The organism is Roseivirga spongicola (assembly GCF_034376045.1).
Classification (GTDB): domain Bacteria; phylum Bacteroidota; class Bacteroidia; order Cytophagales; family Cyclobacteriaceae; genus Roseivirga; species Roseivirga spongicola.
In genome coordinates this window covers 3,458,557-3,482,266 of record NZ_CP139724.1, presented here as the reverse complement: position 1 = coordinate 3,482,266, position 23,710 = coordinate 3,458,557, and the positions used below count along the sequence as shown (strand labels likewise).

Here is a 23,710-nt window from a genome sequence, read left to right as displayed (position 1 = left end):
ACCAGAATTACGATAGGCTTTTAATATATTCTGTCAGTAACCGAACTCCATAACCTGTAGCGCACTGCATCTTAGCATAAGAAGAACTGCCAAAAGCTACCCCCGCAATATCTAGATGCAACCAAGCTGGATGGTCTTCTGTGAATACTTCGAGGAATTTAGCTGCAGTTATAGCACCAGCTATAGGCTTACCGCTGTAGTTTCTTACATCTGCTACATCTGAATGAAGGTCTGATTTAAAATCATCAAAAAGCGGCAATTGCCAGACTCGCTCATGTGTTTCATAACCAATATCTAAAAGAGCATCAGTCATATCTTCATTGTTGCTGAACATGGCCGCAGCCGTATAACCTAGTGTACCGATTGCACTTCCTGTCAGAGTTGCCAAATCAATCACCTTATCGGGGTTAAACTCTTTAATGGCATAATTTATAGCGTCAGCTAGTACTAAACGTCCTTCGGCATCCGTATCTATCACCTCAATAGTTTTCCCTGAATATGAGTTGATTATATCTCCAGGCTTTAGGCTGTTGGCATCAACTGCATTTTCAGCACTCGCTACCACGCCTATCAAATGAATTGGTAATTTCAGTTTGGCTACTAGCTCCATAGTACCTAATACTGCTGCTGCACCTCCCATGTCTGACTTCATATGGTGCATATTGTCCGAAGGCTTAATGGATAAACCACCTGTATCGAAGGTTATCCCCTTTCCTACCAAGGCTAAGGTTGGGTAATCTCCATCAGTCTCGGGTTTGTATTCCATCTGAATAAGCCGTGGTTCGAACCTACTACCTTGCCCAACTGCCAATAGGGCCTGAAAGCCTCCTTGCTCCAGCATTTCCTTATCGAAAACTTTGGTGCTAAACCCAAATCGTTTGGCTGAATCGACAGCGCAGTTGGCCAAGTATTCTGGGGTTTTAATATTCGCGGGTGCGTCTACCAAAGCCTTGATGGCATTAACTGTTCTAGCTGCGGCTCTAGCTTCAAGCGCCAGCTCTTCGTTAAAATGCCTCGAATAAACAAAACACTCAACCTCAGCATTGAGAAAGGCATTTTTGGTTTTATCGTCTGTCTTATAGGCTCCTAGATCATACTTACTTAAAACCAAACCATAAATAGCAGCATATAAATCGTCTTCTTCCAGGTGTTCTAAATAAAGCGTTATATGGTCTTGCCAAGCCCTATTTCTTTTATGACTTATCCATCTGAAAGCTTCATGTCGTTCACTTAAATATTTACCTGTCCCCAGCCCAACTAAATAAAGCACCTTGGTTCCGTCTACAGATGGCAATGTATTGATCTGCTTAAACTTTCCTTGAAAATCTGGCTTGCCCTGTATGCCTGTAATCTGAGAGATAAGGTCAAAGTCTACGGTGTCTTGTGCAAATGGGAGTATAATGTGTTTTGCTGAATTTAGGTCTTCAACTGCTTTGATAACTTTCATGATGGAAAGATATAAATTCCGATTATTTGACGCATCAAAGGCTTAGTTTTATCCTATTCATAACTAAAACCTTCTATTCTCTCACGCTTCACTGGTAAGTTGACTATCAGTTATTTATATTCGCAGCCAATTAATCGAATGACATGCGACTCGGACAACTTTCCAGAAAACTTGAAGTAGATTCTTCTGCTATTGTTGAACTCCTGAAACAAAACTTCCGAGAGGTTAATAATCACCCGAATATTAAAATCTCTAAAGAAGAACTCGCATTTATTACGAATCATTTCGAGCCAACCCCGGAGCCAGAAAAAGAACCACAGCCTGTTACCGAAGAAATTATTACCGAGCCAACGGTAGACATTAAGGAAGAACCTCTAGAAGAAGAAAAAGAGACTGAAATTATTGAAACGCCTGCCTTTGTAGAATCGCTTCGACCAAAGGTAATTACCCTAGAAGAAGAGTTTAATGCAAAAAAGAAAGAACTAGAGACTTTTAAAGCAGAGAAGCCTGAGCTAGAAGGTTTGAGGGTAGTCGGTAAAATTGACCTTCCAGAACCTAAACCCAAAGCGGTTAAAGAAACAAAAGAAGTCAAAGAAGAAAAGAGTAAGCGTTCCACTCAAACTATTGACGAGCGTGGCGCCAGACAACGCCACAATAAAAGAAAGAGCTATAGAAGAAACTCCAATCGCAATCCGGTAGAATCGCAACGCAAAAGAGCCGAATTAGAGGCTAAAAAGAAGAAAGAACAAGAGCAACAGTGGCATAAAGAACAAAAGAAGAAGCATTACGAACAGAATGTAAAAGCCAAAATCGCTGACAAACCAAAAAAGAAGAAGAAAAAGAAGTTTGTTGAGCAACAAGCTATTCAAGCTCAGGTGCAGCAGACCCAGACACAATCTGCAAAACCAACCAATGTAATCAGCAGATTTTGGAGATGGCTAAATGGTGGTTACGATAAGTTCGATTGATACGGACAGGTCTGCTATTACAGCCTCTTTGCCTGAACTAGTTATGAGCTTTAAGTTCTACCACTCGAATTCAGTGCACTACATCATTCAAAAATATTTCCTTTCCAATCCATACAATTGCAACCTTAAATCTCGTTAGGCAGTATTGTAATTTGGTCAACACTCAAATGACTTTTTATGACGAGTAAAAAGCAGCTACTTGCTTTAATGGTGCTATTACTATGTACGTTGTTCTCCTGCAAAGAAGAAAGAGTTCCAGTAGTATTTCAGCCCAGAAACGATCATGAGGCTTATCAAAAAGCCTTACAAGATGCCAATCTATTAGAAACTGCTTTAGGTAAAGAGTGGCTCAATTCGGCTAGTAGCTCCTTACTAGAACCAGACCCAATCGACCTCCCTTATGAAGAGGCGTTTTTTGTAGATAATACTAGCGCCAAAGCCATTAGCTATTCGTTTAGTGCCAAAAAGGGCGAGAAAATTCAGATCTCTATAGCCGAAATTGCGGCAGATACCATGAAGAGGTTTGTGGACTTATTCAGAGTAGATAGCGAGGAATTCGTTCATATTGCCTCAGCAGACAGCACAGGACATCTTTTGAGCTTTGAACCAAGAAGAGATGCTAGTTATATTCTGCGTTTTCAATCGGAACTTTTAAGAGGTGGAACTTTCAAAATCACTTTTGAGAATGAACCCACCCTCGCCTTTCCTGTTGCAGGCAAAAACCATGGATCGATAATCAGCTATTGGGGTGACCCCAGAGACGGTGGAAACAGAAGTCATGATGGAATTGATATTTATGCTCCTTTAGGCACACCAGTTATTGCGCCAACAGATGGCACTGTAAAGTCTATAGATGATAAAGGGATTGGAGGTAAGGCTATTTGGCTAGAAGATGCCAAAAGACCGCATAATCTATACTTTGCTCATTTAGATAACTGGAGTGTGAAGAGAGGAGAAAAAGTAAAAACTGGAGATACAATAGGCTTTGTAGGCAATACTGGAAACGCTTTCTACTCGTCCCCACATTTACACTTTGGCATTTATACACGTAATTCTATGAAGGCCTTTAACCCACTAAAATCATTAGGCTTTGAACTGAAAACGGTTAATGACGATTTGGGCTGGCTTGGCTCTGAAATGAGACTCACCACAAACGCAGTTATTTATAAAGACAGCCGTACCCACGCTCAACTTAGCAAACTAGAGAGAAACCAAATAGCCAGAATTATTGCACTCAATGACAAAGCTTGTAAGGTTGAGCTTCCTGATGGCCAAGTAGGCTACATCAGCAAACGAGAACTAACCATCAATTTAAGACCAATCCAAAAGCTTGTAGCTACTACAGAAGTAGATCTGTACCAAAGGCCTGACCACAATGCAACAATAGGATCCATACCTCTTGCTGATGGCATTCAGGTTTTAGGAAAAAACGATGACTTCTTGAGAGTTAAAACTACCTCTGGCCAATCCGGATGGATCAAAAAAGGAAGCTAACCTTAACTAGGCATTCTTTGCTTTAATTAAAGCTCCCATAACGCTTATGGCTATTTCTTTAGGTGTTTGAGAGCCAATATCAATACCAATAGGCGCGTCTATTCTGGCGATCTCATCTTCAGAGAAGCCATAGGTTTTTAATCGCTCTACACGCTTAGCATGAGTTTTCTTGCTCCCCAACGCTCCAACGTATTTCATTTCTGAAGGCAGTATAATCTTTAAAGCCTCATCATCAATTTTAGGGTCATGAGAGAGAATTACAGCAAAAGTGTTCTGATCTAAATCCATCTCTCCCAGCACTTCTTGTGGCCATTTCACTATAAGTTGATTGGGCTCTTGCTGGCGCGAAGTTTTCTTAGCGAAGGTATCGCGCGGATCAATAACTATGGTTTCAAAATCGTGCATGCTCGCTAAAACCAAAAGCTCAGAGGTGATATGTGCCGAACCAATAAGAATCAACCGAGGCTTAGCCCTGAAAAAATGAGCAAAATACTCATCTCCGGCTCTTGACTCCACTATTGCACCTGTTAATCCAGATTCAAACGCATTGTTGATGTTATTCACCAGAACAGGATTGCCAGCCAATTCATCCTCCATCCTATCTAGGTAAATCGGATTAGAATGACTTGGGCCATTTAAGCGAGTGAGTATAAAAAACGGCTTATTCTTATCTAGAAACCTCAAGAACTTAACGTAAGCGTCATCTTCCATAAATGGAGTGATGAGCACCGATACGGAGCCACCGCAGCTCAAACCCACTTCCCACGCCTCTTCATCGGCCACACCAAAGTCCATCACCTTAGACTGCCCCGACATTATTACTTCGAGAGCCCCCTTTACAACGGCAGTTTCAATACATCCACCACTCACTGATCCATGCATTTCTCCATCATCAGTTATTAGCATGGCAGAACCCACGGGCCGAGGAGAGCTTCTCCAAGTTTTAATGACTCTGGCCAAGGCAAAAGGTTTTTCTTTGTCGAGTAATTGCTGTATTCTTGAAACTATGTCTACCATTTTTCTCGTTGTAGTTTGAACTTAACAATATAAGAAGCATTTGCTATTCGATAACCACGGCCGACAATTAAGATACCTGAGACTTGGAGTTACCGAAAGATGTAACCTCAGGTGTTTTTACTGTATGCCTGAAGAAGGCCTTCCATGGTCTAATAAAAAGCAGCTGCTAAGTTATGAGGAAATGCTCAGGCTTGTTGGAATTTTAGCCAAAATGGGCATCTCCAAAGTGCGAATCACTGGAGGTGAGCCTTTTGTACGCAAAGACCTGATGCCTTTCATGGCTGATTTAAGTCAGATTGAAGGTATCGAAAAACTAAGTATCACCACCAACGGAACAGCCCCAACTCGCCATATTGAAGCACTGAAAGCAATGGGCATTCATGCTGTCAATCTCAGTTTAGACACACTCAACAAAGAGCGATTCCATAAAATAACTAGAAGAGATGAGTTCGATCAAGTGATTAACTTCTACCAGTCTCTTATTGATGCAGGTATTCGAACGAAAATCAATACTGTGGTGATGGAAGAGCACAATTTAGAAGATATTCTACCCCTGGTTGAATTGACTCAAAAAGACCCAGTCAATGTTCGGTTTATAGAAGAAATGCCCTTCAATGGCGGTTCTAAAGGCTATCAAAAAATCGATTGGAACTATAAGAAGATACTGCAACTCATTGCTGAAAAACACCCAACTATTCAGAAGCTAGACGACCACGCCAGCTCTACTTCTTACAACTATCAGATTCCTGGTGCCAGAGGAAGTTTCGGGGTAATTCCTGCTTACTCTAGATCTATTTGTGGCACCTGCGACAGAATAAGACTAACTCCCAAAGGCGATTTAATGACTTGTTTATACCAAAATGAGGGCTTTAGCTTTAGAGACTTTATGCGTCAGGGTGCTTCAGATCAAGATATTCAGGAAAAGTTTATGCACTTTTTCAAACGAAGAGCTAAAAATGGCTTCGAAGCCGAAGAACAAAAGAGCCAACCCAATACCTTTGAATCTATGGCTACCATAGGCGGCTAACTTTATATGCTAGAATGATGAATGTGTGACAAGCTCTTCAGCATTCACAATTAAACATTCAATACTACAATGATCAGTTACCAAGAAGCGAAGCAAATCATTTCAAAACACCTCTATAAACCAAAAAGCATCTCTGTTTCAATTGAAGAAGCTAATGGGCGAATTTTGGCAGAAAACCTTATTGCAGATAGAGACTTCCCTCCTTTTGATAGAGTGACCATGGATGGCATTGCCATACGCCACGCTGACTTTGAAAGTGGACAAAGGGCCTTCCCTATTGCAGACACAATTGGTGCTGGAATGCCACAAAAAGACTTAAACATTTCTGGTAAGTGTGTTCAGATAATGACGGGAGCCATTATGCCTAAAGGGCTAGATACGGTAATCAGATATGAAGACCTGAGTATTAAAAACGATATCGCCACTATTGAGGTCAAAGAAGTTAAGCACCAGCAAAACATCCACTTTAAAGCACAAGATAGATTGAGTGGTGAAGTTGTGGTTAGTGCTGGCACAAAACTGAGCCCTGTAGAATTAATTGTTACAGCTTCAGTCGGTAAATCTACCGTAAAGGTGAAAGCCTTACCCAAAGCAGCAATTATTACTACCGGAGATGAACTGGTAGATATTGATGAATCTCCACTTGAACATCAGATTAGAAGGTCGAGCAATTATGGAGTTCTTGCTCTTTTAAAAGGTTGGAATATTGAAGCAACCCAATTCCATTTGAAAGACGATAAAGAGCTTATGCTCAATGAGCTGCGTTCTATTTTGTCTGACTATGAATTGATAGTTTTGACTGGAGGGGTCTCGCGAGGTAAGTTTGACTTCTTGCCTGAGGTTCTGGAAGAGCTTGGCGTGGAAAAACACTTCCATAAGGTAAAACAGCGCCCGGGAAAACCGTTTTGGTTTGGTACAAGAAGCAAGGAAAATGTAGTATTTGCTTTGCCAGGAAACCCAGTATCTTCATTCGCTTGTGCCAACATTTATATTAAAGAATGGCTAGAAGCAAGTCTAGATCAGCCGGTTGGAGAAGAGTATGCAGAGCTGGCTTCCGACTTGTCATTTCCACCTGAACTGACATGGTTTATTGAGTGCAAGCTAGAAAATACAGCTTCGGGCTTTGTAAAGGCCACCCCTTTTAGAGGCAATGGCTCTGGCGACTTTGCTAACCTCACCTTAGCAGATGGCTTTCTTATTCTCCCAGATAATAAATCAGAATTTAAGGCTGGTGAAGTTTATCGCTATATTCGATTTAGAAATTAACTATGAGCAGAGAATTCACCCATATTGACAAGGACAAACCAGCAATGGTAGATGTTGGCGATAAGTCAGAAACAAAAAGATCGGCCATAGCCGTAAGCCATGTGCAACTGCCTGATGATATGGCTAAATATGTTCATGATGGAGAAATAAAGACACTGAAAGGCCCTGTATTTCAAACTGCAATTATTGCCGGAATTCAGGCTGCAAAACGTACTTGGGAGTTGATCCCCATGTGTCACCAGCTGAATTTGAATAAGGTCTCTATTGATATAAAGCTAAAAGAGAACTTACTAGTAGAAATACAATGCGAAGCTAAATGCTCTGGTAAAACGGGGGTTGAAATGGAAGCTTTGACAGGTGCTTCAATAGCTGCATTAACTGTTTATGATATGTGCAAGGCCTTCTCTCAGAACATCTCAATTAAAGAAACTAAACTACTGAAGAAGACTGGAGGGAAATCTGATTATACAAACTCATAAACAGAACACCTTCCATATACCAGTGGATAAAAAACTCCTAAATCAGTAGAGGGAATGCTTTAGCCGCAGAATTTACGGAAGTGTCGAATAAAAACGAAAATGAAACTTATAGCCGGAACAGATAAAGGCCTTATTGTCTATCAGAAAGTATCCAATGAATGGAAGCTGAAAGATATTCACTTTATCGGTTTGCCAATTGGGGCTTTTCATAAGGAACAAAATGGTAATTGGTGGGTAGCCATCAACCACAAACATTGGGGAGCTAAAGTTTATGTTTCCTCAGATGAGGGCGAATCTTTTAAAGAAGTTAAAGCGCCACAGTTCGACCAAACTAGCCCCTACTCACTACGTTCAATCTGGTGTATAGAGTCATTTAACGAAAGGGTTTTTATAGGCACAGAACCCGCTGCCATTTTTGAATGGCAAGGAAACGGTTTCCAAGAACTCAAAGGACTTTCAGAACACCCAAGCCGAGCCGTTTGGCAAGGTGGCGGCAAAGGCAGTAAAAATCCTTTTCTTCATAGCATCGTCTTTAACCCTAAGAACGAAAAAGAGCTAATGGTCGGGATTAGTTGCGCGGGTATTATGCGTTCGTTCGATGGTGGTGTAAACTGGCAACCCTCTAATAAAGGACTCAAGGCCTTTTACTTGCCAGATAGCAACGCGGAAGTTGGTCATGATCCTCATTCAATTATCCGTCATTCTAAAAACCCCGAAATACTATGGCAACAGAACCACTGTGGGATTTTTAGATCTGTTAATGGTGGGGATACTTGGACTGACGTTTCTGACCAGACTGGAATAGCCGTATATGGCTTCGACTTAGTGGTGGATGAAAATGACGTTGATACAGCTTGGGTTATTCCCGCCCAGTCGGACGATTTGAGATACCCTCACCATACTAAATTGGAGGTGTATAAAACTACAGATGGCGGACAAAATTGGGTGAGCAAATCAAAGGGACTACCAAGTCATACGTCTTTCGATTTAGTACTTAGAGCCGCCTTCGATAAACACGGAAACACTATGGCTTTTGGCACTAATAATGGAAACTTATATGTGTCTGATGACAACTCTGAAAGCTGGGTGGCTATCAATCAGAATTTAAGTAGCGTAAGAACTATTAATCTTATTTAGAACTTTGGCGGCTTTCTCATAGCCTTCTTTTCTGCCAATTTCTTTTTCCCATCTAACCTTTTCTTAATTGCTGCCTTAGATGGCTTAGATTTTTTTCTAGGCTTAGGATCAGTAAAGGCTTTTTTAACCTCCTTGAGAAAGAGTGAAATAGCGTCTTCTTTGTTCTTTAATTGACTTCTATGTTTCTCTGAACTAATAAGAAAATCTCCTTCATTAGTGAGTTTATTGCTCCATTTAGAGACCAACCTCTCCTTCTCTTCTTCAGAGAGGACTTCAGAGTTAGAAGGATTAAAACGCAAGGTTACGCGAGTCTCCAACTTATTTACATTTTGACCACCAGGCCCAGAGCTTCTGGAAGTTTGAAAATGCAACTCAGTACTAAAATCTCTAGAAGCTATTTCTTCAGCATTGAACATTACTTCAAAGATTGAATAATCTATGTGTTCTACAATAGAATCACTATAAATCAGAATAAACTAGTCTGAAAGCCAGCTTTCAAATTCAGAGGTCTTCTATACCTTCCTCTGTCTTGAATACTGAGCCGACTAGCTTTAACAGGCTTGGCTATTTCTCGAGTGTTAGGTTGGTACCGCTTTACCAATTCGCTCTCTTCGTCAAGCAACCTAGCGAACTCAAAAATAGCTTCCGATTGTATAGGGAGCTTGGCAATCTTGACCCTTATTTGCTCTATCGCAGCTCTTATTTCAATTAGAGCACTCTCTGTTTCTCCTTCAGTAACTACTTTGGGTATGCCTAAGGCCATTAAGTTTACCTCGTGCAGTAATTGAGAAATCTCCATGTTATCACATTCTCGCTCAAGATCAGAAGCCTTTGAAGCTAACCTTAAGCTCTGTTCCAATACTTTAAAATTCACTTTGTTCTTCATACTCTAAGCTTTAATCAGTGTGTTTATTGACCATCCCTTGTTCAGATCAATTTTGAAAGCCGATGAAAGAACACCGTCTGTGCTCTAAAATATTCAACTAAACACCATCGACTCTCCAAAAACCTTTAATGCAAGCCCATTAGCTCGTTCTCCGCCCTGGCAAAAGGCACGGCTGCCAAACTCTCCCAAGTAGTGTAAGGTGCCTTACGCTTTAATACATGAAGGCGCGTAACTCTAAAATTATTAGTGTAAGCCCTGGTCTTATTATCAGCAATAGCATCTAGGAATTGTAGCGGACTAAGGTTTTGTCCAATCTTCATCATAGGAGTATAATTCTTATTTAAGAAAGCCAACGAAACCAAGTCTTTGAACAAACGAAGCCTAAGCTGATGATACAATCCTTCTAGCGATTGCTTGTTGAGAATATCTACATAAACGGAACGCTGATTTGAATCGAACTCGAAACCATTCAGGAAAACTTCAAATCCTTTCAGTTGACCTACAACCTCTTGCACACTTTGCATCAATTTCTCTTCACGATCAGCTGTCTGAAAAAATGACATTAACCCAATATGAGCACAAGAATTCTGGCCAGAATAGGGGCCGTATTTTTTAAAGAACTCCCTCTTAAAATTCTTTACCTCATTATTGATTTCTGCATAAGGCAAAACAATGATCATGTACTCATTTAGTTCATTGTTTCTAAATAACTGAGCTGGTCTATCCTTCATCATATTTCAAATATACTAACTATATTAGTTATACAATACTATATTTATTAGTATTTAACAATTCGATAAAAACCTACCCTAACTTGCTGTTACAAACGATTTTACTGACCTTCACTCTATAATATACATTGAATGGGACTAGATAAGACTGTAGATACTTACATAGAGAAACACGAAACTTGGCAATCTGAATTAACTCTTCTAAGAAAATTAGCAAAGTCGCATAATTTGGAAGAAACCATTAAATGGGGCGCACCAGTGTATGCTTTAGAAGGCAAGAATATTCTAGGGCTTGGTGCATTTAAGTCTTATGTTGGAATCTGGTTTTTCCAAGGTGGACTATTGAAAGACGAGGCCAATAAACTAATGAATGCTCAAGAAGGGAAAACTCAAGCCATGAGACAGTGGAGATTTGAAAGCACCGAGGAGATTCAGCAAGATTCCGAAACCATCAACTCATATATTCGCGAAGCTATTACCAACCAAAAGGCAGGAAAAAAGATAAAAGCCAAAGTAGGAAAACCGCTTGTTATTCCAACGGAGCTTCAATCCGCTTTAAATGAGAGCACCAAGCTAAAAGAAGCCTTTGAGGCGCTGAACCTCTCCAAGAAAAGAGAGTTTGCAGAATACATTCAACTCGCAAAAAGAGAAGAAACCAAGTCTAAGCGACTAGAAAAGATAACCCCAATGATTTTGGAAGGTATAGGATTGAACGACAAGTATAAATAAAAAGGTCAGAAGTCGGAAGTCGGAAGTCGGAAGTCGGAAGTCGGAAGTCGGAAGTCGGATAAGAGGAAACGAGGAAACGAGGAAACGAGGTTCAATGATTCAGGTTGTCTATACCGAGCTTAATTGAAATTGTAATTTCCAATCAAGTAATTCACCCTAAATCTCCTATCAGCGAGCCAATCCTCCTTTTCTAAAGGAGGTAGCCGTCCCGAGGCTTCGGGAGCCGGAGGATTTTCTACCCAACTATATTACTGATTTCTGCACCTCTCTAAACTGCTTTAATGCTGCGGCATAAGAGTCATTCCTCAGATTGATGGTATTCTGGATTTTAAAAAAGTACTTATAAGGCTGAAATAGCACTTTTTCGTCTAGCGAGTTTTGCAGACCCAATAAGCCCGATACTCTATCTCCCAATAAATAAGCAACCAATGTTTTGCTTCGCCCTTTTAAAGGCGTATCTAAAGTGGCAGTTTCAAAATACCTGAGCAACGATTTAGTAAGCCTTATACCAGATTCACTTTGCCTAAATTGGCCTTCTCGAATATTCCGCTCCAGAATATATGCCTCTCTATTACTTTTAGGAAGCAATGCTTGGTTCACCCCTAACAAATCACCAATCAGATTCCAATAATTGATGTAACCAAAAGCCTCTTCGACACTCACAGACTTACCCAATTTCTTTAGCCCTCTAATCACAATCAGCGAAAAGGAAAGGTTGGTTCCGGCCATATCTTCTTGATTAACTGGCTGCCCCAGCTCAGAGGCATTCCACTCTGTTGTATGCAGAGCATACCAGCGAGCTGCTGCATGCATTAATCGAACCTTAAGAATATCTGAAAGGGCTCTTCCCTTTGCACTAAAAGCATTTCTAGAACACACATTAAACACAAACTCTGCTGTTTCTAACAGTCGCTTCTCTGGATCTTCCAATATTCTTTTTGACCTTATTAACACCTCTGCTCCATTAGCGGCTGCATAACAATATGGCAAAGAAAGCATGCCTAATAAGAGCATAATGTCAGAAGCATGTTTATTGAAAAACTGTTGCCCCAATTTCAGATCACTCTCAGATAACTTATCTGATTTGCTCCAAATGTCTGTATAAAGCGCTACAAGAGTTGAATCAGCAGAATTAAGCAATTCACTTTCATTATTAACAATGAGTGCTAATTCTTGCTGCAAGCCTACTTTATTACTGGGAAAGTATTTAGAAATAACAGCATCGGCCAGTGAATCCGTTTGTTGCCTAAACTTCTTTAAGCCTCGTTTAGATATGTGCGTTAATGAGCTCACCCTTTGGAAACTACTACTTATGTTGAAAGTTTGAAAATCATCGAATTTCAATTGACTACATATTTCCCTATTTTCCGAATCTCATTCAAACCAACCATTATGAAAAAGCTCTTCTGTTTAAGCTTACTCCTACTATTAAGCACAGCCATTTTTGGTCAGTCGGCACCACCTAGTACTGACATTTATGTTTATTCTATGAAAGAAAAGAAAGGTAAAATCAGTCTTTCTAAAGAGAAAAATATTACGAAAAGAGATGGTTATGACAATCAACCTTCATTCTTTAACAACGAATATATTCTCTACACCTCTTCGCAACAAGATGGACAGACAGATATTATGATCTACGATTTGTATGAGGAAGAAGTAAAGAACTTAACTAATTCAAAAGACAGCGAATATTCCCCACTGCCCATCCCAGGCTTCAATTCATTTGCTGTAGTTAGAGTAGAAGCAGATAACAGCCAAAGGCTATGGATGTACCATATGGATGGAAAAAGTGAACCGCAGCTAATCTTTGACAAAATTCAGCCGGTGGGCTACTTTGCAATTAGCGAAAGAGATATTCTAATGTTTGTATTAGGACAACCAGTAACCATGGTAATGGCCAATATGGAAGAGGTAGATGATGACATTATTACGAGTAATATAGGTAGAACTATTCGGCTCATTCCGGGCACAAAAGACTTTACCTTCGAAAGAAGAGAAGAGAACGGCACAACCTTAATTTACCGATTGAATAAAAGCAGCAAGCAGTTCACTAAAGTAGTAGAAAAACCAAAAGGAGCATCTGATTGGACTATTACGGGAGAAGGCACTTACATAACAAGCGTTGGAGCTAAACTCTTGGCTTTCAACCCAGAGCATCACAATGAATGGGTAGAAATTATGGATTCTGGGCAAGTAGGTGCTAATGGCATTACTAGAATGGCTGTGAGTCAGGAAAATGATAAGCTTGCCATAGTTGTGAACAACTAGTATGAAATCGTTTTTTAGTATCAAAAGTATTTCACAAATTCAGGCTGATTTTTACTAATAGAACAAGTTTGAAAGGCGATTAAATTGTATTATTGCTTTTCGTTGAAAGACAACCTAACCACATCAATAAGTAGCTATGTTCAAAACTTACACTTTTCCCAGTGTTATAGAAGGAAACAACACAGATCTTAAAAACGTATCTCCCGACCTAATTAATGGCTTAAAAATATTTCACGATGGCGAAGGCTATGTGATCGGAAATCTAGCTTTAACTGAAGGTGTTTCTCCACACAGAAATATCAACAGTGCACCAGACGAGCTAGACTATAATTTGCTTTTAAAGTCGGGACTTTTGTTGGCCAATCAGAAATTGGGCAACCCTCTTACTATAACTACTGGTTTTCCATTCTCAACCTTTCAGTTGTATAAAGAACAGGCTGCAGGACAAATTAACGCCAACCATATTATAGATTATGATGCCGCCACTTTTGGTGGTGGTACCAGAAAAAATATTCAGGTCGAAATTGATGGTGTTCAGGTGATCCCAGAAGTTATTGGCTGTGCTATAGCCCTAAGAAAAGGAGCACAAAAGGTAGACGGCAATTTCTTTGTGATGTCGCTAGGTTATGGTACGCTAGAAGGACTCCTAAGTACAGAAGGTGGTATTGTTCAAAGAACCTCCCTTTCCACTTACGGCTTGAGATACGCAGTAAACTTGTTAGAGAAAGAACTAGCTAAAACTTATTATTTAGAGCTTAAAACCGAGCATCAGATAGATGTAGCCTTTCAAAAGGGTATAATTTTCTTGAACAGAAAGAGAATTGACATCAAGTCTATGAGAGACAAATGTATTCGTCAGTATTACGAAGATGTGGTTTCTCCTGCTATGAGAAAGGCCTTCAATGACAATGACTTTACCATGTCGCACAGAATGCTTCTTGCCGGAGGTGGCGCATTATACGGTCAGCTAGTAGAGTGCTTTAAAGAAGAGTTTCAAGATATTCTAGATTTAGAAGTAGCTCAAGAGCCACAATCGTTGGCCAGTAGAGGATATTGCATTAACTCGGCCCAATTAAATGGTGGCGTTAAAGGAAATGCAGTTGGTTTGGATATCGGAAACGCCACAACCATCGTTTCTATTTATGATGACAGTCAAACCACTGTGGAATCTTCTATCCCTGCTGAATATTAATGAGTAGAAAAAACGAAAACGTTCAAAACCCTTCAACCTACATTACTCAAATTAGGAATGGTTCTGTGATTTCCGGCAATATGAAGTCGGAACACAGCATTCGAGTAGACGGCCATGTAACGGGCGACTTAGTGTCACAAGAGAAAATCATTATTGGCTCACATGGAGAAATTGGAGGGAATTTAAGCGGAGCAGATATTACAATTGATGGATATGTAAATGGCGATGTACTTTCTAACGGACATTTGCACATCTCTCAAGCAGGCAAAATTTATGGGAAGATATTCGCAAAAGGTATCTCCGTAGAAAATGGTGCTGAACTAAATGGGAAAGTAACTGTAGGCAAAGAGGTAGAAATACCAGAATTAAATACAAGCTCTCCTTCTCGTTCTACTAGAGATATTAACCTGAATAAGAGATCAGCCTCTGGAGACCAGAAGGATAACTACGGTACCGTAGCTTGGTAAATATCAGTGTGCAGTAAACGGAAACCTGAAATCAGTGTGATTAACGAATAAATAAATGGCTCTTTTTGGAGCCATTTTTATTTGTCTTTAAAACTTAGGAGATAACTTACGGAAGGATTTAATCGAATGTCATTTCGACTGTAAGGAGAAATCTTATACACTTGAGCAAGAAAGGATATCTATATGGATGTATAAGTTTTCTCAGTCGTGCCTCCTTCGAAAGGACTTAGCGATTAAGTTGAATCAAAGCTTTCAACCTCACCCACCATCTTCTATATTTGCCCTCCGAAATTAAAAAACCATGAGCAACAGCCTAATTGAAGAGTTACAGTGGAGAGGCATGATCCATGACATGATGCCTGGAACAGATGAGCAACTGAATAAGGAAATGACCACCGGTTATGTGGGTTTCGACCCTACTGCCGATTCATTGCACATTGGTAACCTTGTACCTGTAATGCTTTTGGTGCATTTACAGAGAGCTGGCCATAAGCCAGTTGCTTTGGTTGGTGGTGCTACTGGCCTTGTGGGTGACCCTTCAGGGAAATCTGCTGAGCGTCCGTTGTTAGATATTGAAGCACTTAACCACAACCTTAATTCTCAAAAGAAACAGCTTCAGAAGTTCTTAAGGTTCGATGATAGCGAGAACTCTGCTCAGATTGTAAATAACTACGACTGGTTCAAAGACATTGGCTTCTTAGAATTCATCAGAGATACTGGTAAACACATCACCGTAAACTACATGATGTCTAAAGACTCTGTAAAGAACCGTTTGGAAGGTGGTATGTCATTTACTGAATTCACTTACCAATTGGTACAGGGCTACGATTTCTACCACTTATACCAAAACCTAGATTGCAAGTTGCAAATGGGTGGTTCCGACCAGTGGGGAAACATTGTTACTGGTACAGAGTTGATCAGAAGAAAAGCGCAAGGCGAAGCTTTTGCCATGACTGCTCCGCTTGTGAAGAAGGCTGACGGAACCAAATTCGGGAAGTCTGAAGGCGGAAACGTTTGGCTCGACCCTGAGAGAACTTCTCCATACAAGTTCTACCAATACTGGCTCAACACTTCTGACGAAGATGCTGCTAACTTCATCAAAGTCTTTACACTATTGCCTAAAGAAGAAATTGAGGCTTTGGAAAAAGAGCATGCTGAAGCACCTCATATGAGGATTTTACAGAAAGCCTTGGCCGAAGATGTTACTCGCAGAGTTCACTCTGAAGAAGACCTTCAAACAGCTATTAAAGCTTCTAATATTCTTTTCGGTAAGTCAACTACAGAAGACTTGGCTTCTTTGAATGAGAGCACTCTCCTATCTGTTTTTGAAGGTGTGCCTCAGGTAGAAGTAGCTAAAGCAGAGGTTGATGCAGCTGAAAACTACATTGACTTATTGAGTGAAGTAACTCAAGGAATCATTTTTAAGTCTAAAGGAGAAGCCCGTAGAATGCTGCAAGGCGGTGGTGTATCAATCAACAAAAACAAGATTGAAGACATGAACGCCAAACCAGAATTCAACTTACTTCAGAGCAAGTATTTCCTAGTTCAAAAAGGTAAGAAGAATTACTATTTGGTGGTTGTTCAATAAAATATAGACTGGCCAATATCTCAGTTGGCCAGTCCATTCATTTCCTAATTATCTTCCACCGTTATTTCCAGTGCATCTACAGCACTTACCTGAAAGTAGCCCATAGCTCCATTACTAAGGTTAGTTCTAGGGTTGGCAGGTGGCGGACTAAACATTCCACCATCGTTATTCAAGAGTGTAGAAAGGTCTGAGTAGAAAATAAAACCGTTGCGAGTAAGACTATACATTTCAACCTTGGCTTTGTCTCCTTCCTTAAAATACCCTGCAATTTCAACATCGTCTATTGTTTCTCCCAAGGCTTCATCATCGGCTATGTAAATATCTGTTGGCCAATCTAATAGCAACTCTCCATTCCTGTAGAATTTAAACAAATAATAGTCGGCTCTATCTTGCGGTTCTTTCGCAAAAAAGAACACTGCAAAATGTCTTCCTGGCTCTTCAGGATCATCAAATTCATCCTCATCAATCTTAGAAGTTAAAGAGTCTATGGTGGTTACCGGCTGCATTTCTTCTGCAGCAGTATAGGTCTTGCCTTCCACTTCAACATTTAGCGTATAGGTTGTACCTACTGTCCCTGCAAAGTTTGGGTTAGGAAAGTAATATCCGATACTATCTGTTCCTCCAGAAGGGTTGTGAATAAAGACAATTTGCTCTCCTGTAGAGGTATTTACCGTTACCTGTGCATCAGTTATTCTATCGGTCTGACCATTATCATAGAAGTTTCTACTCCTAGATAGCTTTACGTAACTGCCTGAAGCTACATTGGTAACCAAGCCTTCAATAACCACTCTACTATCGGTAGTAGATGTGTCTATGGTGATGGTTTCTTCGCAACTAAACACTAAAGCTGCGGCACAAACTGTAAGTATATATTTATAAAGCTGTTTCATGATTAGAATGAGATATTGTATGTAACTGAAGGAAGTATTGGGAATAGATAGATGAGACGAGCCTCTTTTTGTGTACCATCTCCAACAATATTGTCATCATCGTCCATCTGAACTCTTGTGTACACAGAGAAAGGATTTTTACGGCTGTAAGCATTATATAGAGAGAATGTCCAAGAAGTTTCGTACTTCTTACCAGCATTCTTTCTCGGTGTGAGCGTGGCACTGAAATCCATTCTATGGAAATCTCTCAGGCGGAAACCATTACGCTCAGTAATTATATCGGGCAAATAGCCATCACCATATTCGTAAGAACCAGCCGGTAAGGTAATGGGTCTACCCGTTCCATAAGTGAAGCTTCCTCCAAACGTCCACTTGTCGCTATATTCATAAGTAGCCACTACATTGAGGTTGTTTCTTCTGTCGTGGTTGGCATAAAACTCTCGATTCAGATTTACATCGGGTACAAGGCGCATTGCTTTAGACCACGTGTACGACACAAATCCTGTTAAAGCACCTTTCTTCTTCTGAAGCATAAACTCAGCACCATAAGCCTCAGATGTACCCTGTCTGTATTCCGTTATCAAATCTTGATTAAAAAATACACGTGCGTTATCTGCAAAGTCGGTTACATTCTGAATGTCCTTATAGTAGGCTTCAACAGAAAGTTCATAATTATTATTATCTAAGTTTTTGAAGTAGCCAATGGCAAACTGATCGGCCTTCTGTGGTTTTAGATACAAAGAGCTTGGCGCCCAAGTGTTAAAAGGCAAAGGAACGGTTCCACTACTCACCAAGTGTGTATTTTGCACCATTCGGTTATAGCTGGCTTTAAGACTTGTACTTTCGTTTAGAATGTATCTGGCAGCAAAACGAGGCTCCACGTTTACGTAAGTTTTGATGTTTTCAAAACTATCGTAGAAGGTAGAATCCGTTCTTTCAGGATTTCTATTATCACGAACATCGGCATAATCATAGACCATCTGCTCCCCAATGCTTTGGAATACGGAAAGCCTAGCTCCATACTGAAACGTAAGTCTGTCAGATACTTTATGCTCTAGCCCAGCATACAATGCATGATCTAAGGCATACTCTTTCTGCAGTTCTGTTTTCTTAAAGATAGAACCTTCTTCTGGCTCAATTATACCCGGGCTAAATTGCCTGTAAGTAAGGTGATAGCCAAAGTCTAAGCTTAAATTTGGATTAAAGAAGTAGCTCTGATCTTGCTTGAAAGTATACTCAGTGATGTTTGAATCCCATTGAAAACCATCGCTGTCGGTTGTAGAGCCTAAACCGTAATCGAACCTACTGGCAATAAGCGAGGTGTTAGAAAACAGCTTATCGTTAAATAGATGATTCCATCGGAAAGTGGCGGTTTTGTTTCCCCAATCGAAGCCGAAATCATCTCCAAACTTAAAGTTATCTCGCCCTGTATATACGGCTAAAAAGAAGCGGTTTTTGTTATTGGCTCTCCAATTGGCTTTCGCATTAATATCGTAGAAGTAAACAATGTTGTCTTGGTTAGCCGCTTTTAAAAACAAGTCTACATAAGACCTTCTAGCTGAAAAGATAAATGAACTTTCGTCTTTTTTAATTGGCCCTTCGAGCATTAAGCTACTGGCTAAAAGCCCTATTCCTGCTTCACCACCAAACTCTTTATTGTTACCGTCTTTAGTTCGAACCTCAAGAATGGATGAAAGTCTGCCACCAAACCTTGAGGGAATTCCTCCTTTATAGAGTTCTGAGTCTTTTATTACATCAGCATTAAATACTGAAAAGAGCCCAAACAAGTGAGACGGATCATACACTGGAGCTTCATCAATAAGTATCAGGTTCTGATCTGCACTTCCTCCTCTAACAAAGAAACTAGAAGTACCCTCTCCTGCCGAAATTACTCCCGGCATCATTTGTACGGTTTTAATGATATCTGGCTCGCCAAATAAAGCTGGAAGCTTTTTCACTTGAGCAATATCTATCTCGTTCTTGCTCATTTGAATGTTTACTACCTGTTCATCTTCGCGTTCGCCAGTTACCACTACTTCATTTAGATCCATGGCAATCTCCTTGAGTTCTATGTTCATAGAAACATCAGAGTTGAGATTAACCTCCTTTTCTAGTGGTTCCATACCTATAAAACTGAATTCTACGTGATACGTACCCTTTGGAAGAGTAAGCGAGTAAAAGCCATAAGGGTTTGTAATTACCCCGTTTTGCATTTCCTTAACGTAAACCGTTACACCAATGAGTTCTTCTCCATTAGATGCATCCCTTACGTAGCCGTTGAGTGTGAATTTTTCCTGGGCCTGTGCCATGCCGACCAAGCATAGCACCCAGGTCATAAGCATTAATTTGCGCATTGTTGTTGTTTGTTTGTCTCGATGCTAACCTTTAAGAAAGCCATCGAGTGAGTTTTTGTTTTTCCTTTCCATGGTAAGACGTGCAGTTTATAAAACACACGTACATTACTTATAGAATTTCTTAAGAAGTCGTTAAGAAAGGCACAAAGGTTTACCTAAAACGATAAAAAAATCATCAATTCGGGGTGAACGGAATGTTATGCAGACCAGTGTTTAAAAATATGGAGGGAGATTTCTCGGTAAACTGGGAATAAGAAACAGCTAGCGTCTAAGTCATTTCGAGTGAAGCGAATAAATAGCTATAACAATCGTACTTCTGTTGAGTTTCTATGATGACGCTGATTTTTTAACCTTAACCCGAACAAGAGTGAAACACTTTTCGCAATACAAAGATGCCGTGCTTTTTCTAGTTAAATACGGTAGTTCTGACATTATTAAGGAGTCTGGTTTAGCAAACGAAATGGCTATAACCGATGAACAACAATCAGAAACTAAAGATTTGGACAAAGAGGCTTTTGTCAAAGACTTGCAAGCACTAGGGCCTACCTATGTTAAGCTAGGTCAGCTATTGTCTACCCGCCCCGATCTGATTGCAGAACCATATATAAGTGCTCTTAGAGAGCTTCAAGATAACCTAGAGCCCTTTCCCTATGAACAAGTTGAAGGTATTGTTCAAGATGAATTAGGCGTAAGAATTTCTAAAGCATTCCAATCATTCGATAAAGAACCTATTGGATCCGCTTCCTTAGGCCAGGTTCACTTGGCAAAAATGAGACATGGTGAAACAGTGGTGGTTAAAGTTCAAAGGCCTGGTATTCGCCAACAAGTGATAGAGGAATTAGAAGCACTTGAGAAGCTTTCTTCCTTCCTTGAAAATAATAGTGCTCAAGGCAGAAAATACAGCCTACACAAAGTCTTTCTCCAGTTTAAATCTACCTTACTAAGGGAACTGAACTACCTGAAAGAGGCTCAGAACATGGATATACTCCATGAGAACCTGAAGGAGTTTAAGGACATTATAGTACCTACCTCCATTCCAGATTACAGTACGGACAAAGTGCTGACCATGGAGTTTATAAAGGGCAAAAACATTACAAAGATTTCTCCCCTCAGAAAGTTAGAATTAGATGGAGAGGCACTTTGTGAATCGCTCTTTAAAGCCTATTTACAGCAAATTGTTGTCGATGGATTTATGCATGCCGATCCGCACCCTGGCAATGTTCATCTAACAGACGACAATCGATTGGCCCTTCTTGATATGGGCATGGTAGCACATATATCGGAAGATTTAAGAAAGAATTACCTGAAGCTAATTCTGAACATCAGCAATAATAAAGTTTCTGAAGCATTAGATACTTTGATTGCCATGAGCACTGCAACGGACGAGGCAGATGAAGATCAGTTTAGGAGCAAAATTGCAGAACTCATTCAGGCAACACATCAGGCCTCTGTGAAAGAAATAGATACAGGTAAAATGATGTTCGGGCTTATTCATACGGCTGCCCAATGTGGATTTGAACTTCCGTTTGAGCTGAGCACAGTGGGCAAAGCCCTGATGAACATAGACCTTGTAGCACACACTTTGGCTCCTGAGTTTGAGCCTAACAAATCTATCAAGCGCAATGCTATGAGCTTGATGAACAAAATCATGCTCAAGGAACTAGCACCTCAAAACTTCTTCTCTACTATACTTGAGAGCAAAGAACTCATTGAAAAAATGCCGTACAGGCTCAACACAATTATGGGGAATCTGGCCAATAATGAGTTAGAAGTGAAACTCGATGCTATTGATGAAAAGAGCTTAATGCAAGGTTTTCAGAAAGTGGCGAATAGAATCACCATCGGCCTAATTGTGGCTGCTCTATTGGTCGGCTCAGCTTTGATGATGAGCGTACAAACCAAGTTCACCATTTTCGGTTATCCAGGCTTTGCTATGATTTCATTTATGCTAGCGATTGTTGGTGCCCTAACATTAGTTATTGGTATTTTCTTTAAGGATGAATCTTAAATGCTTCAGTTGAATTTACCTAACAGACACCTACCCTAGTTAAAGCGTCAACACCCTAGTTAAAGCATCCCGCTCCGACTTTTGCTAGCAATTGATTTACCGCCAGTTTTGGTGTCTTCACCAAAACTATTTAGCACACATTTATGAATGGAGTCAGTAGTCAGGCTGGGCAGATCCCTCGCTTCCTCGGGATGAGAAAGAGGCGATTAGAGGCTGACAGCACTATGTACATAGTTAAAGTGAGTAGCTAGCCTTCATCAAGAAGGGAACTTAGCTACCAATCCAATCTCGTGTAGCATTTCGCTCAGACTTCTCTTGACAGGAACTTTGTGCAACTTCTAAAACTCCTCCGAGTTCACCGTGTTAGAATCTGATGGAGATGGAACCACTGGTCTGACCACTTGGAGTGGTCTGACCAGTAATACGGAATCAAGATGAAGCGCCTCGCTTCGACTTTTACTAGCGACTGTTTTGCTGCCAGTTTTGTAGTTGTCCGCAAAACTATTCCACACCGATTTACCGCCAGTTTTGGTGTCTTCACCAGAACTATTTAGCACCCATTTACTAATGGAGTCAGTGGACAAGCTGGGCAGATCCCTCGGTTCCTCGGGATGAGAAAGAGGCGATTAGAGGCTGAGAGCACTATGTACATAGTTAAAGTGAGTAGCTAGCCTTCATCAAGAAGGGAACTTAGCTACCAATCCAATCTAGTGTAGCATTTCGCTCAGACTTCTCTTGACAGGAACTTTGTGCAACTTCTAAAATTCCTCCGAGTTCACCATGTTAGAATTTGATGGAGATGGAACCACTGGTCTGACCACTTGGAGTGGTCTGACCAGTCATACGAAATCTAGTTGAAGCGTCTCGCTTCGACTTTTACTAGCAATTGCTTTGCCGCTAGTGTTATAATATCACTAAAACTAGAAGCTTGGGCAGGACAAATGAGAGAATGCAGTGGTTTTTATGCCATCTAAGCTGTCTTTGGTTGGTTCAGCAACAATTCCAACTTCTTATTATCTGGCGTTTCTAGCATAGATTTAGTGTACTCATAACCAATTTCGAAAAGCTCTCTAGATTTCTTGAAGTCGAAAGTTCCGAACTTCCTTAGTTCTGCCGGCTTAATGTACAGATCGCAAAACTTGCTACTATACGAAACATTCGCGCTTAGGGCTAGAACAGAAACTCTTTCAATCATTCGCTTAGGGCCAGAAAGATTTGGCTCCTTAATGACTGGAGCCACATTAACCCCAATGATAAAGTCACATCCCTTTTCTTTAAGCACCTCCGTAGGAAGGTTGTTCAAGATTCCACCATCTACGTAGTAATCTGTTCCAATCTTTATAGGATCGAAAATAAACGGAATACAACAAGAAGCCATAATGGCTTGCCTTAGAGATCCAGAGCTGAACATTTCCGCTTTGCCTTCATTCAAATTAGTAGTCGAAATGTAAAGCGGTATTTTGGCATCTTCGAAGGTATCTTCCTCTAAAAAGTTTTTATAAACAGATTCCGTTTTCTGTATGCTTAACAAACCTGTAAAACTAAATGCTGGCCATACCAACTTGAGCAGGCTGGTACTTTCAAAAATCTTAAGAATCTCTTCTGGCTTATAGCCATATGAGTAAAAGGCGGCAGCCATGGAGCCAGCACTAGCTCCACTGAGCATATCTACCTTGATATTTGCTTCTTCTAATGCTTTTAAAACCCCAAGGTGAGCAAAACCTCTTGCTCCACCTCCCGACAATGCCAATCCTACTTTCAT

At 40.4% G+C, this 23,710-nt stretch carries 21 protein-coding genes; 12 read left to right on the top strand and 9 right to left on the bottom strand.

The genetic code is table 11. The annotated features are described in order from the left end of the window. Positions 1-7: 7 nt before the first annotated feature. Positions 8-1,447, bottom strand: a complete 1,440-nt coding sequence (locus T7867_RS15615) for a leucyl aminopeptidase family protein (protein ID WP_068222303.1) — start codon at positions 1,445-1,447, stop codon at positions 8-10. A 143-nt stretch (positions 1,448-1,590) separates the two neighbouring features. Here T7867_RS15615 and T7867_RS15610 point away from each other — a divergent pair, with 143 nt between their 5' ends. Both T7867_RS15610 and T7867_RS15605 read left to right on the top strand, forming a co-directional pair. Then, positions 1,591-2,415 carry a hypothetical protein gene (locus T7867_RS15610; RefSeq protein ID WP_068222306.1) on the top strand — a complete coding sequence of 275 codons (825 nt, stop codon included), beginning with the start codon at positions 1,591-1,593 and terminating at the stop codon, positions 2,413-2,415. 177 nt (positions 2,416-2,592) lie between these two features. Next, on the top strand, positions 2,593-3,909 hold the full coding sequence (locus T7867_RS15605) for a peptidoglycan DD-metalloendopeptidase family protein (protein WP_068222309.1): 1,317 nt from the start codon (positions 2,593-2,595) through the stop codon (positions 3,907-3,909). Between the two features lie 6 nt (positions 3,910-3,915). Here T7867_RS15605 and T7867_RS15600 read toward each other — a convergent pair whose 3' ends face one another. Beyond that, the gene (locus T7867_RS15600) at positions 3,916-4,926 is read right to left on the bottom strand and encodes an XdhC family protein (protein ID WP_068222312.1); all 1,011 of its coding nucleotides are present in this window, start codon (positions 4,924-4,926) and stop codon (positions 3,916-3,918) included. Positions 4,927-4,966: 40 nt separating this feature from the next. Between T7867_RS15600 and moaA the strand changes: the two genes are divergently transcribed. The 4 genes from moaA to T7867_RS15580 all read left to right on the top strand — a co-directional run bounded on the left by moaA (position 4,967) and on the right by T7867_RS15580 (position 8,835). Further along, positions 4,967-5,953: a GTP 3',8-cyclase MoaA gene (gene moaA, locus T7867_RS15595; RefSeq protein WP_322299526.1), complete on the top strand. Its 987-nt coding sequence runs from the start codon at positions 4,967-4,969 to the stop codon at positions 5,951-5,953. Between the two features lie 69 nt (positions 5,954-6,022). After that, a complete protein-coding gene (locus tag T7867_RS15590; protein ID WP_322299525.1) occupies positions 6,023-7,219 on the top strand; it encodes a molybdopterin molybdotransferase MoeA in 1,197 nt (398 codons plus the stop codon). A gap of 2 nt (positions 7,220-7,221) precedes the next feature. Continuing rightward, complete coding sequence (gene moaC / locus T7867_RS15585) at positions 7,222-7,698, top strand: cyclic pyranopterin monophosphate synthase MoaC (RefSeq protein WP_322299524.1); 477 nt, start codon at positions 7,222-7,224, stop codon at positions 7,696-7,698. A gap of 99 nt (positions 7,699-7,797) precedes the next feature. Continuing rightward, entirely contained in the window at positions 7,798-8,835 is a 1,038-nt protein-coding gene (locus T7867_RS15580; protein ID WP_322299523.1) for a WD40/YVTN/BNR-like repeat-containing protein, read from the top strand. Here the strand turns inward: T7867_RS15580 and arfB are convergent. From arfB to T7867_RS15565, 3 genes are all read right to left on the bottom strand, one after another. Further along, positions 8,832-9,251 (bottom strand): alternative ribosome rescue aminoacyl-tRNA hydrolase ArfB, encoded by a 420-nt coding sequence (gene arfB / locus T7867_RS15575; protein ID WP_068222328.1) that lies wholly within the window; start codon positions 9,249-9,251, stop codon positions 8,832-8,834. The two genes, T7867_RS15580 and arfB, sit on opposite strands and share 4 nt — an antisense overlap. A gap of 50 nt (positions 9,252-9,301) precedes the next feature. After that, positions 9,302-9,721 carry a hypothetical protein gene (locus tag T7867_RS15570; protein ID WP_068222331.1) on the bottom strand — a complete coding sequence of 140 codons (420 nt, stop codon included), beginning with the start codon at positions 9,719-9,721 and terminating at the stop codon, positions 9,302-9,304. Between the two features lie 125 nt (positions 9,722-9,846). After that, on the bottom strand, positions 9,847-10,455 hold the full coding sequence (locus T7867_RS15565) for a 2'-5' RNA ligase family protein (RefSeq protein ID WP_068222334.1): 609 nt from the start codon (positions 10,453-10,455) through the stop codon (positions 9,847-9,849). A gap of 129 nt (positions 10,456-10,584) precedes the next feature. Between T7867_RS15565 and T7867_RS15560 the strand changes: the two genes are divergently transcribed. Further along, positions 10,585-11,181, top strand: coding sequence for a YdeI/OmpD-associated family protein (locus T7867_RS15560; protein ID WP_068222339.1), 597 nt, complete (start codon positions 10,585-10,587; stop codon positions 11,179-11,181). 243 nt (positions 11,182-11,424) lie between these two features. Here the strand turns inward: T7867_RS15560 and T7867_RS15555 are convergent, their stop codons facing one another. After that, entirely contained in the window at positions 11,425-12,474 is a 1,050-nt protein-coding gene (locus T7867_RS15555; RefSeq protein ID WP_157717665.1) for an oxygenase MpaB family protein, read from the bottom strand. A 99-nt stretch (positions 12,475-12,573) separates the two neighbouring features. Between T7867_RS15555 and T7867_RS15550 the strand changes: the two genes are divergently transcribed. The 4 genes from T7867_RS15550 to tyrS all read left to right on the top strand — a co-directional run bounded on the left by T7867_RS15550 (position 12,574) and on the right by tyrS (position 16,696). Then, entirely contained in the window at positions 12,574-13,449 is an 876-nt protein-coding gene (locus T7867_RS15550) for a TolB family protein (protein WP_322299522.1), read from the top strand. 136 nt (positions 13,450-13,585) lie between these two features. Then, a complete protein-coding gene (locus T7867_RS15545; RefSeq protein WP_068222346.1) occupies positions 13,586-14,641 on the top strand; it encodes a ParM/StbA family protein in 1,056 nt (351 codons plus the stop codon). Beyond that, positions 14,641-15,108, top strand: a complete 468-nt coding sequence (locus tag T7867_RS15540; protein ID WP_068222349.1) for a bactofilin family protein — start codon at positions 14,641-14,643, stop codon at positions 15,106-15,108. The genes T7867_RS15545 and T7867_RS15540 overlap by 1 nt, the downstream gene beginning before the upstream one ends. Positions 15,109-15,409: 301 nt before the next feature. Continuing rightward, entirely contained in the window at positions 15,410-16,696 is a 1,287-nt protein-coding gene (tyrS, locus tag T7867_RS15535; RefSeq protein ID WP_273513398.1) for a tyrosine--tRNA ligase, read from the top strand. 44 nt (positions 16,697-16,740) lie between these two features. Here the strand turns inward: tyrS and T7867_RS15530 are convergent, their stop codons facing one another. Beyond that, a complete protein-coding gene (locus tag T7867_RS15530) occupies positions 16,741-17,586 on the bottom strand; it encodes a DUF4249 domain-containing protein (protein ID WP_273513400.1) in 846 nt (281 codons plus the stop codon). Between the two features lie 2 nt (positions 17,587-17,588). Further along, positions 17,589-19,895 (bottom strand): TonB-dependent receptor, encoded by a 2,307-nt coding sequence (locus T7867_RS15525; RefSeq protein WP_322299521.1) that lies wholly within the window; start codon positions 19,893-19,895, stop codon positions 17,589-17,591. A 412-nt stretch (positions 19,896-20,307) separates the two neighbouring features. Between T7867_RS15525 and T7867_RS15520 the strand changes: the two genes are divergently transcribed. Then, entirely contained in the window at positions 20,308-21,948 is a 1,641-nt protein-coding gene (locus T7867_RS15520; RefSeq protein WP_322299520.1) for an ABC1 kinase family protein, read from the top strand. A 970-nt stretch (positions 21,949-22,918) separates the two neighbouring features. Here T7867_RS15520 and T7867_RS15515 read toward each other — a convergent pair. Continuing rightward, positions 22,919-23,710: a patatin-like phospholipase family protein gene (locus T7867_RS15515; RefSeq protein ID WP_273276042.1), complete on the bottom strand. Its 792-nt coding sequence runs from the start codon at positions 23,708-23,710 to the stop codon at positions 22,919-22,921.

Coding starts and splice junctions, on each gene's coding strand:
- T7867_RS15580 (WP_322299523.1), top strand. CDS start 7,798: ATGAAACTTATAGCCGGAACAGATAAAGGCCTTATTGTCTATCAGAAA.
- T7867_RS15590 (WP_322299525.1), top strand. CDS start 6,023: ATGATCAGTTACCAAGAAGCGAAGCAAATCATTTCAAAACACCTCTAT.
- T7867_RS15605 (WP_068222309.1), top strand. CDS start 2,593: ATGACGAGTAAAAAGCAGCTACTTGCTTTAATGGTGCTATTACTATGT.
- T7867_RS15545 (WP_068222346.1), top strand. CDS start 13,586: ATGTTCAAAACTTACACTTTTCCCAGTGTTATAGAAGGAAACAACACA.
- T7867_RS15540 (WP_068222349.1), top strand. CDS start 14,641: ATGAGTAGAAAAAACGAAAACGTTCAAAACCCTTCAACCTACATTACT.
- T7867_RS15525 (WP_322299521.1), bottom strand. CDS start 19,895: ATGGCACAGGCCCAGGAAAAATTCACACTCAACGGCTACGTAAGGGAT.
- T7867_RS15515 (WP_273276042.1), bottom strand. CDS start 23,710: ATGAAAGTAGGATTGGCATTGTCGGGAGGTGGAGCAAGAGGTTTTGCT.
- T7867_RS15615 (WP_068222303.1), bottom strand. CDS start 1,447: ATGAAAGTTATCAAAGCAGTTGAAGACCTAAATTCAGCAAAACACATT.
- T7867_RS15600 (WP_068222312.1), bottom strand. CDS start 4,926: ATGGTAGACATAGTTTCAAGAATACAGCAATTACTCGACAAAGAAAAA.
- T7867_RS15610 (WP_068222306.1), top strand. CDS start 1,591: ATGCGACTCGGACAACTTTCCAGAAAACTTGAAGTAGATTCTTCTGCT.
- tyrS (WP_273513398.1), top strand. CDS start 15,410: ATGAGCAACAGCCTAATTGAAGAGTTACAGTGGAGAGGCATGATCCAT.
- T7867_RS15570 (WP_068222331.1), bottom strand. CDS start 9,721: ATGAAGAACAAAGTGAATTTTAAAGTATTGGAACAGAGCTTAAGGTTA.
- T7867_RS15565 (WP_068222334.1), bottom strand. CDS start 10,455: ATGATGAAGGATAGACCAGCTCAGTTATTTAGAAACAATGAACTAAAT.
- arfB (WP_068222328.1), bottom strand. CDS start 9,251: ATGTTCAATGCTGAAGAAATAGCTTCTAGAGATTTTAGTACTGAGTTG.
- T7867_RS15530 (WP_273513400.1), bottom strand. CDS start 17,586: ATGAAACAGCTTTATAAATATATACTTACAGTTTGTGCCGCAGCTTTA.
- moaC (WP_322299524.1), top strand. CDS start 7,222: ATGAGCAGAGAATTCACCCATATTGACAAGGACAAACCAGCAATGGTA.
- T7867_RS15550 (WP_322299522.1), top strand. CDS start 12,574: ATGAAAAAGCTCTTCTGTTTAAGCTTACTCCTACTATTAAGCACAGCC.
- T7867_RS15560 (WP_068222339.1), top strand. CDS start 10,585: ATGGGACTAGATAAGACTGTAGATACTTACATAGAGAAACACGAAACT.